The organism is Paenibacillus sp. IHBB 10380, assembly GCF_000949425.1.
GTDB lineage: Bacteria > Bacillota > Bacilli > Paenibacillales > Paenibacillaceae > Paenibacillus_AQ.
Genome location: NZ_CP010976.1, coordinates 5,521,478 through 5,537,930 on the forward strand (window position 1 = coordinate 5,521,478; position 16,453 = coordinate 5,537,930).

The following is a 16,453-nucleotide window of genomic DNA, read 5'->3' on the forward strand; positions in this document are numbered from 1 at the left end:
TTTATTTAGCGATTAGTTCTTCGACATTATCTATTGGCGTCGCCGGAGCTTCTCCAGTAGGAAGCATCAAAGAGAAGGGATTTGATGTAGTCGCTGAATACTTCGCAACGGGTTTATAGTCGGCTGAGATGTAGGTTACTACGGTAGACTTTGAGATGACCTGGAGGTACATTTGATCAGGATCACCACTGTTTACGGTAAAGTAAACGGTAGCTGTCTTATCCTTATTAAATTCAATACGTTCAATGGAAGCTGAATAGCCTGAGTTCGGTAGATTATCTACAGTAAGCGATACTTTGTTTACGTCAGCTGTAGCTTTCTCTACTTTAACAATAGCTTCATAGGATTTCTCAGGTGTCTGTTCTTCTTGTGTAGGGTTGATTTTCTTAGCGAATTCAGCAGCATCATAGATCCAAACTGCTGCTTCAGAGCGTGTGATGGCATCATTCGGACGGAATGTATCATCCTCATTCAAAGAAATGATCCTCGTATTCAAGAGTGTTTGCAGACTGTTTGTAATGCCCTGAGGAAGCTTCTGGCCATCTGTAATGTGGAAGTACATTTTGGTAGTGACGAAATCGCCCTTAGTAAGTAGAGCTTGATGCAGTAAGTGTGCAAATTGTGCGCGAGTGATGACCCCATTGGGATTCACTGTCTTATCCACGGATAATCCATTCTGTTGAGCGATCAGGAAAGCTTCAGCGTACCAAGCCGTATCAGGCACTTTGTCGAAATAATGACTAGCTTTGGATGAACCTGTTGACTGTGAATCTAGGGTCAGATCAAAAGCATTGACGAGAAACTGAATTCCTTGAGCAAAAGTTACTTTAGACTTAGGAGCGAATTTGTCATTATTGACACCGCTGATGACTCCAGAAGACTGTAGCGCATTGATCTTGTCTGCAGCAGGAACGCCGGACAGATCAGAGAATGCAAAAGCGGAAGCACTTAAGGATAACGATGCTGCTAGGATACCGCAAGCTATCATTGTTTTTCTGGCATTTGTTTTGATGGTTTGTTTCTTCATTATTAATCACCTCTGCTACTATAGATGGCAAAATGATCCAAAATGTTGCAGGTTGGACATAAAAATATTAATTCGTGCACTAGCATAGATTATTTTTTTGAGACACCTTGTTTACATTTATTGCAAAGCTCTTGCTAAATCTTCAATGAGATCTTCGCTATCTTCAATGCCGACTGAAATGCGGATGAGTCCGTCTGTAATTCCGAGTTCCTCCCGTCGTTCTTTAGGAATGGAGGCATGAGTCATTTTGGCAGGAACAGAGATTAGGCTCTCCACAGCGCCTAGACTTTCAGCGAGTGTGAAATATTTCAATTTACGTAGTATATCAGCTACCTTATCATCATTGCCTACATCGAAAGATACCATGCCCCCGAAGCCCCTTGCTTGTTGCTTGGCAAGATCATGCTGGGGATGGCTCGCTAGACCGGGATAATAAATGTGATGCACAGCCGGATGTCCTGATAGAAATGCTACAATCTCTTTCGTATTCTGTTCATGAGCCTCCATGCGTATTCCTAATGTCTTCAAACCACGAATAAGGAGCCAGGAATCCTGAGGTCCGAGTATTCCGCCTGTAGCGTTCTGGATGAAGTGTAGTTCTTCTCCTAGCTTGTCATTGTTCACAATAGCGAGACCAGCGACAACATCGCTGTGACCTCCGATATATTTGGTCGCGGAATGCAGTACAATATCTGCGCCAAGCGCAAGCGGTGTTTGCCAGTAAGGTGTGCTGAATGTGTTATCGACAATCGCTAGTAAATTCCGCGATTTAGCCCAAGTAGATAGATGCTTAATATCAGTTAATTTGAGTAGGGGGTTCGTAGGGGTCTCGATATATATAGCCTTCGTATTCGGCTTCAGTGCTTGTTCGACCTTGTTTAGATCTGTTGTGTCCACAAAAGTGGTTTCAATGCCAAGGCGATTCAATATTCTTGTGACAATTCGGTACGTTCCGCCATATACATCATCTGTCACTATAATGTGATCGCCAGTGTTGAATAGGGTCAGAACAGCATGGATAGCCGCCATCCCCGAACCGAAGGCAAAGCCACGAGTTCCTTCTTCTAGATCTGTAATGAGTTCTTCGAGGGCGTGTCTTGTGGGATTACCAGTTCGAGAGTATTCATATCCTTGGTGGACGCCAATCTCTTCTTGTTTGTAAGTGCTAACCTGATAGATTGGAATACTTACCGCACCTGTGTGAGGATCACCAGAGATCCCGCCGTGGATAAGCTTTGTTTTGGGTTTCATGTTAAATACCTCCTTGGTAAATTTGTTTACTTAAATAACGTTCGCTACTATCGGGGAAAATGGTGACGATTCTACTTCCAGGAGAAGCGGTTTGAGCTTCGATAAGCGCGGCATGAAATGCAGCGCCAGAAGAACTTCCAACGAGTAAACCCTCACGTAAGGTAAGTTCCTTCACTCTATTGAAGGCATCTTCGTCATGAACCGTATGAATTTGATCGAAATAAGACGTGTCCATAAATGGAGCGAGAGATTCCACGCCTATGCCCTCCGTCTTATGAGATCCGGACTCGCCTCCACCTAGGATAGAACCTTCCGGTTCCACAATAACCGTTCTGACCTCAGGATTCTGTTCTTTCAGATATCGTGAGGTGCCCATAAATGTGCCGCCTGAGCCTGCTCCAGCAACAAAAATATCAACCTTTCCATTTAAATCACGCCAAATTTCGGGACCGAGTGTCTTATAATACGTTAATGGATTGGCTGGATTAGAGAATTGCCCAGGGCTAAATGCACCTGGAATTTCCTGTACGAGTTCTTCAGCTTTGCGAATAGCTCCTGTCATTCCTTGCGCATTAGGGGTATTGATTACAGTCGCACCAAGTGCTCTCATGAGTTGTTGCTTCTCTGTACTGAATTTCTCAGGAACTACACAAATGATGGATACTCCTCGACTAATAGCGGCTATAGCTAGTCCAATCCCCGTATTTCCCGCAGTGGGCTCAATGATCGTACCCCCAGCTTGCAATTGCCCACTATTAAATGCACTTTCTATAAGCTGCATACCCAGTCGATCCTTCACACTTCCTCCTGGATTCATGAACTCCAATTTAGCAAACAATTGTACACCTTGGGGGAGTTCAAATTGGGTGATTTCCACGAGTGGGGTATCTCCTATAAGCTGCTGTACGTGATTATAAAGAGTCATGAGCAGAATCCTTTCTATACGTTTTAGTGACCCTATATGACAGATCGAGTCCGATCCCAATCTGAGTCTAAATCCGAACCGTAAGGTTGAGGTATCATGCCAGCCTTAATTGGTAATCTGTTCTCTTGAGGCTTCAATCAACCAAACGTAGCGGTTGAGCTGATTGAACCTGACGAAGAACCCGTGGCGTGTGAATATGTCTTTTAACACTCCATGTGTAGTGTAATATTCTGTTTGTAAATCTTTAAGTAAACGATGGTGACCTCGTGCTTTCACGTAATTCTCTGTATCCTCACGAGCTTGTTCATCTTTAAATGTTGTGTCTGCAAAAACAATTTTTCCAGACTTTCCGAGGAGTTTGTTATAGATAGAAACAGCCTGTTCCTTCTCAATATCCGTCAAGTGATGGAATGCATAAGTGCTGACAATCGTATCCACATTGTCTTGAATTGTAGGGAAGTCAAGGAAATCTCCGGTAAGTAGGATACAAGGAAGCTCGCGCTTCTCCATTTGAGCACGCATCCCTTCGGAAGGCTCAATACCGTACACCTTTAGTCCTCGTTGTAGTAACTTAAACGTTAGGTTACCTGTGCCAACTCCAAATTCAATGACAACGCCAGAAGACAGTGAGGCGACCTTATCCAAAATATGCTCATAGTGTTCAAAAACTTCTTTGTATTCGGGGTCATTCCCTGAAACCGTATGGTTGTAATTTTCTGACCATTCATCAAATAAGCCAATAAACTCTCTACCCATCATCTAGCACCGCCTTTTCGAAGAAATGAGTTTTGTTATATTCTATTCCGATGTGTATTATCGGGTTACTGAAATTAAAAATTAGAGTATTACAGCACTTGATGCTGAACTACAAGGACATTTCTGTATGGAATGTACTGGGTTTGTGCATGATTATTGTTGGAGCCGTTTCATCTTGTTGATAGAACGATCGGCTGATGTAGTCACCTTTTTCATGTACAGCTTCTTCAACAGAGGTAATATCATTCTATGAAATGATATTAATTCGTCAAAACAAGTCAAAATTTCACTTTTTTCACCCTAGTCACATAATATGTTTATTGCTATAATAGGATCAAATTTCAATTAATTTCCATATTGATGAAAAACGGGAAATTATGTCTCATGAAGTTAACCAATTAAGGAGAGGGGGAATGATGATATTGCATAATAATTTCTATTCGGGAATGATACATCTCAAAAATAACGAGTTCGAGCAGGCTCGTGAATTTTTCCAACAAATTGTGGATCTCGAACCTGATAACGCTGAGGCACATGCTTGGCTCGCAGCGACTTACGGGCGATTGCTGGAATTCGGAAGCATGCTGGATAAGATGGCTATTCTACCGATCTTCGAGCACGAAGTGGCTACTGCGTTAGAGTTGAATTCCGAACTTGTATTGGCTCGGCAAGTTAATGGTTTGAGGTTACTTCTTACGCCTACGGATTTCGGCGGTGATCCAGAAAAGGCGGTGCGGGAACTAGAATATGCCATAAAGAATGGCGTCTGTGAATGTGAAGTGTTCTATGCGCTTGGTTTAGCATATCTGGCAACGGAAGATGAGGTAAGAGCGGCTAATGCCTTCGCTCAAGCATTGGAGTGTGATCCGAAGCATGTTCCAACACAGCAACAGATCGAATTTCTACATAAAGAGCTCCCTCATCAATCTATTGAATATAGAAACATGAAGATACAGTAGGATAACATTACATAACAATAAAACCACCGCCCCATAGGGGACAGTGGTTTTTCGGTTGATTAAATATTATTTAGCGCTATCTAAGGCTTCTTGAGGTACTTTAATGTCTTTAACACCGTTATGGTTGCTTAATTTACTGCTCATGTCCATCACCATAGAGATCTTTTGACCTTCGATTTCCATTGCCATTTCCATCGCTACAATCGTGTCGACTGGGAAATATGTTTTCTTGTCAACAGAATAGGACATATTCATACTTTTGATGTCCATTTGCTCAAGGAGTTGAGCCGTCTGTGGGTCGCCTCCTGCGCTTTTTTCCAAGTAGCTCTTAGCGAGCTCTTTCACGTTGGCGCCTGATACGTTAGCTTTGAGCAAGTAAAAGTCACCTTCTTCAGTTACTTTTACTTCATCTATAATGGCATTGAATTGTTCGAATTGTTGTTCGGGGCTTCCTTGTGACTTCATTTGCTCTAATAGTGGAGCGGCAGATTCGTCGGGTAGCTTCACCCAAGTGCCACCGATAGAAGAGTAGATTCCGTCCGTTGTAATGTATTGTTTAATATCTTGTGCTGCATCTATACCTGGTGTAGTCATCTTAATTTCTTGATATACGGAAAGGGGTTCCTTAACCATATCCGTCTTCATCTTCATATTAACCTTTTGCTCTTGCTTTTGATCATTCATGCTCATGACCATGTTTTGATCAATCGTACTGTCCATAGAGAAACTCTTGAGCTCAGCGCCAGCTGCGGTCACTTTCTCGATTAGTTCTTTCGCCGTAGGTACTTTCGTATCCTCGCTAGGCTTTGCCTCCGCTGTTGTGTTCGTTCCAGAAGCGGCTGGTGTGTCACTCTTTGCCTCTCCACACGCTGTAATACTTACTACTAATAATGCCCCTAGTAATATTGCTGTCCATTTCTTCAAAATCTAATCCCCCTAAAAATATGTAGTCTATTAATAATAATAACCAAATTGTAAGCATAGAAACAGAAAATATTGGAAAATGGGTCTATACACCTAATAAAAACGTGACTTAGTCCTATCGTTTGACCAATATATTTTCTTTTTTCGAACATGAAAATAGGTATAATATCACAAAAATATAATTTGCAAATAAATGGTATGGAATATGGGGGGGGAGGAAGTAAGGAATATTCATAATTCATACTATGAATTGGTCATGATAATAATTTTACATTTGGTCCAAACTCTTCTTTACTGCTCTTCATATATTGAATGCAGAAAGGAGGTTGATCATAATGATAGAATCCCAAAAAGTAAGCATATCTCAGAGGTTTCCTCTTCTTACTGTGTATTCTGAAGAGAATTTTCGTGGAGCTAGAAGAATTTTCACAGGCAACTTAGGTATTAGGAACTTAGATAGAGTTCTAGGCGGTATTGAAAGTCTCAGATTCTTCTCCACCAATCCCAATGCGACGTTAGTCTTGTTTACGAGAACTAGATTCCGTGGAAACTTCCGAATTCTTCGGGGGAATCGTAGTATCCGCGACTTAGACGATCTTATTGCAGGGAATGATGTAGAATCATTGATTTCAACGAATCAAAGATTAACCGTGGCTCAAGTCAGAAACATTCGTAACACCGGCACTTTACCGCCTGGATATCGTGTAATTTAACGAGAATGATAAAGGGATAAGTGTAGGATGATAGTAAAAACAAGCTAATGCCTATTTCCTAGGCATTAGCTTGTTTTTTAGCATTGTATAGTTACTTCTGGACACCATGAACTTCGAATTCATAAATGCGAGCCGCTGAATCGCCACCCTGTGTTCCTTTTAGAACAGTTAATTTGGCGTATCTAGCGCTGGTTACTGGAATGGAGTGGGTGGTTTCTGCTTGTGTATTTCCTTGAACATGAACGACTTCACTCCACGTTTTTCCGTCTTCACTGACTTCGATTGTGAAGTCACTCGTATTCACAGATGCACCTTCTCCACCCGTTTCTGCATGTTTGATGACGAATTGCTTCAGTCTAGAACTGGAACCGAGATCAACGGTTAACCAGTGAGGCCCTGAACCTACTGCACACCATTTACTATTGTCTGTTACTTTACCATCAACCGCAAATTCGGGTGCTTCGCCTTTACTCACAAAGCTACTTGCTGTGGTTGTTTTACCAACTGCTATGTTACGTGCTAGGGCGATCTCATCTGTCGTTACGTTTATATAACTGTCTTGTGTGTTCACATCTTGACCGGCACTGTTAGTTGCCGTAAGTGTCACGGGATAGATACCTTCTTTGTCATAATAGACAATGGGGTTTTTGTCCGTGCTTGATGAGGGTGTACCCCCAGGGAATGACCATAACCGTTGTTCAGTTACTTCAGAAGAGAGGTCGGTGAAAGCTACTTTTCCACCCGGCATGATGACGAATGTATCGGATGTAAATTTGGCTACTGGTTTTGGGTATTTAGGCCAATCGAAATGTACCTGAGTACGTTGTCCTTGTTGGTATTGTTTGTTGACTGCAACAACTTCAAGCGTCGTACGATCTTCTTTGTTGTCGCGTTTCATTTGTTGTACATAGTAAGCGTTGTTAGAGGTTGCACCTAACCATTCTTTTTGTCCAGATGGAAGAACACGATAGACTTCATACTGCTGCACATCGGCATCTAGTTTGTCCCAGACTAATCTAGCATCAGTATAAATTTCTTCTTTAAAGTCTGTTTCGCTAATATCTAGATTGGATACGGCAGGGAGCTCCTTAGCTTTATTAGTGTTATAGACCGACAATTCGCCAATATGAATCGTGTAATCAGCTATTTCTGAGTCACTAGAAAAGAATAAAGATAGGGAAGAGATGCGTTTACCTGCATATTGTCCAAGAGATAGCTTCTTTGTCGTCCATTTATTTTCTTGTGTCTCTCCAGCATCGAGATACACAATTTGATCTGGTGCATCTGCAAAAGTAAGACCTACTTTTATGTTGGACGTTTTATACGGTGTTTGGTATGTGACTGCAAGTTCAGTGCTCTTCTCGACTAATAAATCCGTTTTATATAGTTGTACATTTGTCGCGTTGGCTGCATTTAATTTACCAGCTACTTTTAATGAGCTTCCACCGTAATAGGCGGTAGTAAAGTCGATGCTTGGTTGTAATGCGACTCCTTTGCTTTCTGTCATCCATCTCCAGGTAGGCAAAATATCTTGTAAACTGCGATTGCTCCAAGGTTCTTCTGTCATCAATTGTCCATTAACTGAAAAGAAATGACCATTACCGGTATTGAAATGGGTAGAGAAGGGTAAGTGGTTAATGGCTGATTGTTCTACAACATAATTAGAGATACCTTTCCAAGCATCCGTTGTTTCTGTGTTGTTAGGTGTACCATTCGGTCCGACCCAGAACTTGTTTTCTTTCATGTAATATTCATCATGTGTTTTGGAGCTGCTGAAAGTCCAGTCTGGCGCGTACAAACCGAGAGATACTTTGGCATTGTTACCGGTACCCCCTGGGAACAGACCATCCCAGCTTACTTTGGTGTCGTAGCCGTTGGCTTGTACGTCGATACCTGCATACAGATCATAAGGACTTCTTCCTAGTAGGATTGCTTTGTCACGGGAAGGTTGCATGTCTCTCCACCAGAAGTTGAGGAACATGTTGTCGGCTACTTTTTCTGTTTTATTTTGCAAAAACATTTGGTTTGAATCTGTTAAAGCGTTCTGCCAGTTAATGTTACCTTTGTTGGTCATGGAGTCGTACCAGACGATCTGCATGTTGTCTTGTTGATGTTTTTTCATATATTGAATCAGTGTTTGCATTTGAAGAGCATCTTCAGGCGTACCACCTTCTGTTTCTTGATTAATAAACCAGCCATCAAAACCGTAGTAGTTAGCGACTTCTAGAAGTTTGTCCGCTACTGGGAAAGTACCATCTGGTTTTTGCTGCATAAATTCTTTAACCCATTCGTATTTGCCCCCATACACAGTCGGTGGGAAGAAAATAGTTCCCAGTACAGGTACACCATTCTTATGACCAGCATCAATGACATCTGCACTTGGTGGAACGATGATCCCTTCTCCTGCTGATCCTCCCCATGTAACAAGCTTATCGACATATTGCCAATAACCGAATGTGAACGTATTGAACTCATTCGAACCTTGCGAAGGTGTATTGCTTGTATGTGGATTCATGATGGAAAGCGCCATTACTTTGGGATCTACGGAAGCTTTTGGATTTACCTTTTGTCCAGAAAATCGATCTGCAAGCGGAATACTAGCTCTGTTAAATGGCGCATCTTTGTCTTGGCTGGAACTCCAAGTGAGCAAATCCTTTGGATACCAGTAAGAAGAATAAGGTTGTTGTGCTTGGCTGCTCGGTGCCAGACCCGCTATGGATGCTGCAAGCACACCTGTTGCGACTAACATTTTAAATTTAAACGGAATATTCATGCAATAACCTCCTACAAGTTTTGAGAGACATAAGCGATAGCGCAATCGAACAAAACTACATCGAAAGCATGGACCTAAGTTTTGAGAGACATAAGTGATAGAAATTAATGAAAGCGCATTCAATATTCTGTACATATTGTCCTTAAAATCAGAAATAATTGAAAGTTGATAAATGTTAGATTGAGTGGAAAAAGTAAAGGTTTAGTTAATTGTTGTAGATATTAATGTGTAATGACACTATTGGTATGTCAAAAACAAATCCCCTTCCTCTTAACAAAAATAGGTTAAGAGGAGGGTATTGGGTTAATGAATGATCGTTAAATGTGGATTAAATTCTATGCGAGCAGTTCGATTTGGAATGTTTTAATTTCATAAGGCTCAAGTACGAACGTAATGACAGGCTCAGTCTGGACATCGCCCTCAGGTCGCTCCATTAAATTGCATTCTTGCCATGAGACAATCTTCAAATCGCTAGTCATATCCATCTGCTTGCGGCTTCCGGAATAATCGTGAACACGTACAATTAATTTATGACCATCCTCAGATTTCTTCACAGCAGAAATCATGACCGTATTCGTGGACAGACGAAGAATGGACTTCGTTATTGCTTCGGCCTGACCCATTGTGCTCCGCAGTGGATTGTTGAGAGACCAAGCTTGACGGACGGTTTCACCCTGTAGCCAATCCCCTGGATGTGGCAGAATGGAGTAGGTGAATACATGCTCGCCTTGATCCGCTTCAGGGTCAGGGTGAACAGCTGATTTGATTAATGATAGACGCATGACATTATCTTTGATGTCATAGCCGTATTTGCAGTCGTTCAGCAAGCTTACACCATAACCACGATCAGACAAATCCGCCCATTGATGACCTACGGTTTCGAACCTTGCATAATCCCAGCTTGTATTCCAATGTGTTGGACGCGTAACATTCCCGAACTGGATATCGTAAGTGGCTTCTGTAGCTCGTATCGCAACAGGGAAAGCTACTTTCATTAGCTGCTGTCTCTCATGCCAGTCTACCTTCGTCACAAAGTCGATACGACGATGATGCGCATGTAAGATCATTTGCTGCTTAATCGTTGAATCCATGTATACCCATGTAAATTGTACAACGGACCGCAGGGGGCCACTCTCTATAACTTCAATGCTCTGGCAGTCTGTGACTTCACGCATTTTTTGCTGATAGAAGAGGTCAATATCCCAGGCTTCATGTGCAAGAGGCTTATCCTCAAAAATTTGGAAGACGTTACCGTGGCTCCCGTTAGCTAATACTTCACGCTGCTCGTGTATATCATAAACGCGTGATAATTGGCCTTGTTCGTTCCACGTAATTTCGAAGAATGGAGTTGAGATTCCTTGTTCATGCAACGTGAAGGGTACGCTTAGAAGCTCGGAATTCAGATCCTCTACGAATGAGATGGTGGTGTATCCGAGTGAAGGAATATTTGCTACTTCAACGATCCAACGATTACCTTCACGCTGAGCTTGTAATTGTTCACCATCCGAACTTAGCCAATGGCCTGTTTCCATGCCCGTTTCTACAGGGATTTCTACGAGTTCAGTCGTTTCCCAGGAAGCGTTGTTCCAGATTGTATATTTACCAGCTTCACTTTCGTTCACAAGTGCCTTCGTAGATTGTTCCCATACGGAATGACCAATAGCTTCCGCTTGTGCATATTCAATCGTACTGTCTTCATACACTTCGCGAATGGAAGAGCCCGGAATAATATCATGGAATTGGTTGCGCAGAATAATTCTCCAACCTTCATCCAAGTCAGTCTGACGGTAATTCGACCAGTCGCCTGCGACGACACTTTGCAGTGCGTTTAACCATTCCGCTTCGCGGTAAAGAAGTTCAAGCTTTCGGTTCATCCGCTTATTGTATGCTTGACTTGTGTACGTGCCCCGGTGATATTCCAAGTAAAGTTCGCCATCCCATACATGGACATAACGATCTGTTTTTGCAACGGTTTCTTGCAGGTTACGGAAGTAGTCTCCCGCTGTCCCTGTTTCAATCTTCGGTAGGCCTGGAAGATCGTTAAGTCTACGGCGCATCTCTAACATTTCACGGTTAACACCACCGCCACCGTCACCATATCCGTAAGAAAGTAACAGATTGCGATTAACTTCTTTGTCCCGGTACGTATCCCAAATTCCTTTTACAGTCTTAGGAATGATACGGCCATTATAGGTGTAGAACCAAGAATCCTCATCAGACCAAGGCTCTGGCGTCGTAATGAAATGTGTTAATACCTCGGTACCATCAATACCACGCCATTGGAACGTATCGTGTGGCATCCGGTTGTATTGATTCCAGCTAATTTTGGTCGTCATGAACGTATTGATACCTGATTTTTTCAAAATCTGTGGCAAAGACCAGCTGTAACCGAATACGTCTGGCAGCCATAAATAGTCGCATTCGACACCAAATTCGTTACGTAAGAAGCGTGTTCCATATAGTAATTGACGGACGAGAGACTCTCCTGATGTCAAGTTGCAATCTGCTTCAAGCCACATGCCACCGCCAGCTTCCCAACGTCCTTCGGCTACGCGTTCACGAATCTTCTCGTAAATTTCAGGATAATCGTTCTTGATATATTCATATAGTTGAGGTTGAGTCTGTAAGAATGTGTAGTCTGGGAACATTTCCATCAGACGTAATACGGTGGAAAATGAGCGGGCACACTTCTCCCGAGTGTGCTTCAATTGCCATAACCATGCTACATCGATGTGCGTATGACCGACACATGTAACGGTGACTGGCGAAGACTTCTCCATGTTATTAATTTCATCACGTAAATAATTACGGGCTTCCTCGATCGAAGTGTAGAAGGACTCCGAACCTGGACGAGACCAGTCGATAAGGAGAAACGCGCGGTCTACTGCACTAAGAAGAAGTGTGTGCTCAGGCGTTTTTGAATCGAGTACATGCAGCGTCTCAAGCACAGCAAGTGCAGTAAAGTAGAAGTCATCCGTCACTTCGTCCAGCCAACAAATTTCAGCCATGCGAATGCCATGAGTCTGATCCTTCTTTACACCACCGCCTTCAAGTCCTGACCATAACCGGAACGTAAGTGGAAGATGAGTACCCACCGTTTCATTCGGCAAGAACACTTCCGTATGATTAGAATCTACGCCTTGATAGGGTTTGCCTTTGTAGTAGAATAAAGATTCAAATCCGGAGTTGTTCCCCGCACCTGTCTCGCCAAAATCAAATCGGCCAAGTACTTTGCGTCCTGCCCAAGTGGCAGGTACGTCAATATGTGTTGTTAACCATAAATACAAATCGCGACCCTTCCAGGTATCGCCGACTTGCATCATGGACCAGTCTCCATCTACTGGCGGTTCGGCTGCAATTTCACCTTGTTCGTCAATCATGGAGTTGAAAAATGGAATGTTTATACGATCCCGGTAACGAAAATCGGAAATCTCGTGTAGTTGGGAATTAAGTTTACGCTGAGTTAGAAACATGAATAATAGCCTCCCCATATTGTGGTGGGAGACGAGGAAATTGTAAGATCCAATCGGTTGTATTAGGGTTGTTGGGGGGATTAGAAATCAACTATAGTCCATTTTGAACGAGATGTAAACTTGTATGGTGGAGAAAAACAATGGGGGGGAATCATGACCTATACTTTTCTTGTTATATTTGGATGCGCTTCCATTGCAGATAAATAACGGTGGTGTTAAACTTCTAACCGAAAGAGGATAGACGGAAAGAAGGCGATTTGGGTGAATATAAGGAAATTTTATCACAATCATTTACAGCGGAAACTGTTCAATAAAATTTTAGCTATATATTCAGTTATCATCATGATTACGTTGATAGCAGCATCATTTACTGTTTATAAGTATTATGAACAGGCGATCACCCGCCAACAAGTAGATGCCAATCGGGAGGTGCTGGATTACGTGAGTCTGTACATGAATCAGCAGTACGAAAGTACTCAATTGGCTATCCAACAAATTTATAGCGATGCATCTTTAAGTGAGGATTTGACGCATTTCTTGCAACAAGATTATGAGGCATATCTCACATACCGTTTAAACCGATATGTAGAAAGTGGGAGCTTTATACCACGTACTTTCGATACCTTTTTTAAAACGTATCTAGATCAGCAAAAAGGCGTTCAGAATATCATCTTATACAGCACAGAGAAGAAATTTTATTATGTATATAATAATAGGACACGGCAGTTCTACACGAGTAACATAAATATTCCTGAACAAAAAGTGCCTATACCGAATAACGGATGGCTCTCACGGGATAATAATTCATTTCTTACAGATGTAAGAGCAGATAATAAAAATCTGTATACGATGACTAGGGAAATTAAGGATCCGATTTCAATGAAAACGATTGGTGTACTCATTATTGATTTTGATTCCGAGTTTATCTCTAAATGGATCGGTCCGAAATGTGCAGAGCAGAATGGACAGCTGCTAGTTCTAACACCAGATGGCGATGTCATTTACGACTCGATGAAACGGTATATCGGACAGCATTATCCCTATATGGAGGATCTTTATTCGGCTGATTGGGCTGCACTGGAGGAGCCTTCTAAGGTTAACTTGAATACAACGAATAGCTCAGGTCTTATTATAGCGGGGATTATTCCTAGGTCACAAATACATAAAGATATAAGTGTCGTACAGAATTGGATTATCGGAATTACGGTTGCACTCATTATTACAGCCATGGTTGTCACTTACGGATTTATTTTACGTTTTTCTAAAAAAGTAAAGATCATTATTAAGGCGATGAAAAGGCTGCAAGAAGGAGATTTAACCGCACGAATTCATCTTCATAGGGAGGATGAATTGCAGCTCATTGCCAACAATTTCAACTACATCTGTGAAAGGTTAGAACTGTATATTAATAAGGTGTATGTCTCGGAAATCATGCAGAAAAATGCTGAACTTGTTGCTTTTCAATCGCAGATTAATCCACATTTTTTATATAATACGCTGGAGGCCATCCGGATGCGAGCCATTTCGCAAGGGGCGAAAGATGTGGGTCAGATGATTTACATTTTATCGACATTGTTCCGTAGTATAGTCAAGAAGGGCATGATCGTGACTCTCGCCGATGAAATTGAATATTGTAAGTCATATCTTGAGTTGTTTCAGATTAGACATGAGAATAGGCTCCAAATTGAGTCTCAGGTAAGTGATATAGTTATGAATTGCTCTATCGTGAAGCTACTTATTCAACCCATTATTGAGAACTATATTGTTCACGGATTCCAACCTGATCTTTCCGATAATCTGATACGTATTGAGGTTGTTGAATCAGATGGAACGATTCAAATTATTGTAAGCGATAACGGAATTGGGATCATCCCCAGCAAGCTGGCGGAGTTGCAGGAAATGCTTCAAGCAAGTATGCAAATGGATGAACCACCCTCCTCGGTGGGACTGTGTAATGTGAATGAACGAATTAAAATATATTATGGAGCTGAGTACGGATTAACGGTTGATAGTGAAGTAGATAAAGGAACAACGGTTATCATGAATATACCAGCTGTAAGGGGGATAACTCATCATGCGTAACGTACTTATTGTGGATGACGAGCCACTTATTCTTCAAGGGTTGCGTTCGATCATCGAATGGGAAGATTATGGACTAAGAATTGCTGGACAAGCGTGTAATGGAGAAGAAGCTCTAGTATTTTTGCAGAATCATAACGAAGCTATAGACATATTAATTACGGATATTACGATGCCAAAGCTTACGGGACTTGAACTGATCCAGCAAGTAAAAGTGTTTGATTCAAAAATGAGATTTATTATCTTAAGCGGGTATGAGCAATTTGAATATTTAAAAGCAGGAATGAGTCTCGGCATTGAAAATTATATTCTCAAACCGATTAATATAAAGGAATTGGAATCGACCATTTCTCAGATCACTGAAGAGCTGAATCAGGAGGATGTTGAGCGATATCGTGCTATGGGCGATTGGAAAGTTTTACGCAATAATATTCTGAATCGCTGGGTGACTGGAAACATAGACCCACAGGAACTGCAGCATCGTTCAGAAGTATTAGGTATTTCGCTGGAATATTCATTTTTTACGGTAGCTGTGATTAGGCTTATTACGGAACATGAAGGTGATGAAGGTCAGCTTAAAGTGCATCGTAATCAACTCATGGAAGAATGCTACCGCATCACTATGCAGACAGTGGTCGAGTTGGGAACGATCAACGGTTTTGTGGATACGGAAGGCGATATTGTTCTTATTGTTGCCGAGATGGTCGAAGATGAGAACAAAGAAAGGATTCATTATGTGCTCAGACAAGTGCAATATGCAATCAAGAGTGAACTGGAACAGTCCATCTGGATAACATTAGGAAGCAGAAAGTGTATTTTTCAAGAGGTCCCACACAGTTATGAGAAAGCGAAAAGCTTATATGTAGATCATCTCATGCTGCCAGGGTATCCGATTATCGACATAGATCAACTACCGAAGATGGATTTGCATGAGGAGAAGCTAGAGATTGATTATGAGGCATTCTCCAAATTGCTATTATCTGGGGAACGCGAATCAGCGAATGAGTTTATCGCAGAAACGTTCAGAAAGCTGTTAGGCTGGGGCGGACTTACTCGCATTGATAATTACAACGTAGCGATTAAATTGATGTTGATGGCGAAGAACATGGAGAAAAACACTGATTTTAGCACGGTTTTCAATCCTTTACTTCACATACATACCATGGAGCAGTTGGTTTATCATGTGCAGGAGAATGTGGCAGCGACACTCGATCAGTTGTCGTTAGTGGATGATGAGCTGAGTCCGAATATGAGATATATGGTTGGCCAAGTAAGCAAACACTATAGAGAAGAACTGTCACTCAAAACGCTCAGTCAGCGAATGAACATGCATCCGAATTATTTGGGACAAATATTTCAGAAAGAAATGGGGCGTAGTTTCTCCGATTATGTCAATCAATTTCGAATTGAAAAAGCAAGACAATTGCTGCTTCAGACTTCGTTATTAACTAACGAGGTTGCGACTGAAGTAGGGTACTTAGATCCAACCTATTTCTATCGTCAGTTCAAAAAGTCAGTTGGGGTATCTCCGACAGAACTCCGAAATATGTACAAAAAAACAAGGGCTTAGAAA

11 protein-coding genes are annotated in these 16,453 nt (G+C 41.8%); 4 read left to right on the top strand and 7 right to left on the bottom strand.

Annotated elements, in window-relative coordinates:
- Position 1 precedes the first annotated feature (1 nt).
- From UB51_RS24975 to UB51_RS24990, 4 genes are all read right to left on the bottom strand, one after another.
- Complete coding sequence (locus tag UB51_RS24975) at positions 2 to 1,027, bottom strand: S-layer homology domain-containing protein (protein WP_044879622.1); 1,026 nt, start codon at positions 1,025 to 1,027, stop codon at positions 2 to 4.
- Positions 1,028 to 1,144: 117 nt separating this feature from the next.
- Entirely contained in the window at positions 1,145 to 2,278 is a 1,134-nt protein-coding gene (locus UB51_RS24980; RefSeq protein WP_044879623.1) for a bifunctional cystathionine gamma-lyase/homocysteine desulfhydrase, read from the bottom strand.
- Between the two features lies 1 nt (position 2,279).
- On the bottom strand, positions 2,280 to 3,203 hold the full coding sequence (locus UB51_RS24985; protein WP_044879624.1) for a PLP-dependent cysteine synthase family protein: 924 nt from the start codon (positions 3,201 to 3,203) through the stop codon (positions 2,280 to 2,282).
- Positions 3,204 to 3,308: 105 nt separating this feature from the next.
- Positions 3,309 to 3,959, bottom strand: coding sequence for a class I SAM-dependent DNA methyltransferase (locus UB51_RS24990; RefSeq protein ID WP_044879625.1), 651 nt, complete (start codon positions 3,957 to 3,959; stop codon positions 3,309 to 3,311).
- Between the two features lie 413 nt (positions 3,960 to 4,372).
- Here UB51_RS24990 and UB51_RS24995 point away from each other — a divergent pair, with 413 nt between their 5' ends.
- Positions 4,373 to 4,918: a tetratricopeptide repeat protein gene (locus tag UB51_RS24995; protein WP_160297303.1), complete on the top strand. Its 546-nt coding sequence runs from the start codon at positions 4,373 to 4,375 to the stop codon at positions 4,916 to 4,918.
- A gap of 66 nt (positions 4,919 to 4,984) precedes the next feature.
- On the opposite strand, the gene UB51_RS25000 is transcribed toward UB51_RS24995, so the two are convergent.
- Positions 4,985 to 5,842: a DUF6612 family protein gene (locus tag UB51_RS25000; RefSeq protein WP_044879627.1), complete on the bottom strand. Its 858-nt coding sequence runs from the start codon at positions 5,840 to 5,842 to the stop codon at positions 4,985 to 4,987.
- A 335-nt stretch (positions 5,843 to 6,177) separates the two neighbouring features.
- Here UB51_RS25000 and UB51_RS25005 point away from each other — a divergent pair, with 335 nt between their 5' ends.
- Positions 6,178 to 6,555, top strand: a complete 378-nt coding sequence (locus tag UB51_RS25005) for a hypothetical protein (RefSeq protein WP_044879628.1) — start codon at positions 6,178 to 6,180, stop codon at positions 6,553 to 6,555.
- Between the two features lie 91 nt (positions 6,556 to 6,646).
- Here the strand turns inward: UB51_RS25005 and UB51_RS25010 are convergent, their stop codons facing one another.
- Positions 6,647 to 9,328 carry an endo-beta-N-acetylglucosaminidase gene (locus UB51_RS25010; protein ID WP_044879629.1) on the bottom strand — a complete coding sequence of 894 codons (2,682 nt, stop codon included), beginning with the start codon at positions 9,326 to 9,328 and terminating at the stop codon, positions 6,647 to 6,649.
- Positions 9,329 to 9,663: 335 nt separating this feature from the next.
- Positions 9,664 to 12,801, bottom strand: coding sequence for an alpha-mannosidase (locus UB51_RS25015; RefSeq protein WP_044879630.1), 3,138 nt, complete (start codon positions 12,799 to 12,801; stop codon positions 9,664 to 9,666).
- Positions 12,802 to 13,062: 261 nt separating this feature from the next.
- Between UB51_RS25015 and UB51_RS25020 the strand changes: the two genes are divergently transcribed.
- Both UB51_RS25020 and UB51_RS25025 read left to right on the top strand, forming a co-directional pair.
- Complete coding sequence (locus tag UB51_RS25020; RefSeq protein WP_052676072.1) at positions 13,063 to 14,883, top strand: sensor histidine kinase; 1,821 nt, start codon at positions 13,063 to 13,065, stop codon at positions 14,881 to 14,883.
- Positions 14,876 to 16,450, top strand: a complete 1,575-nt coding sequence (locus tag UB51_RS25025) for a response regulator (protein WP_044879632.1) — start codon at positions 14,876 to 14,878, stop codon at positions 16,448 to 16,450. The genes UB51_RS25020 and UB51_RS25025 overlap by 8 nt, the downstream gene beginning before the upstream one ends.
- The last annotated feature ends 3 nt before the right edge of the window (positions 16,451 to 16,453 follow it).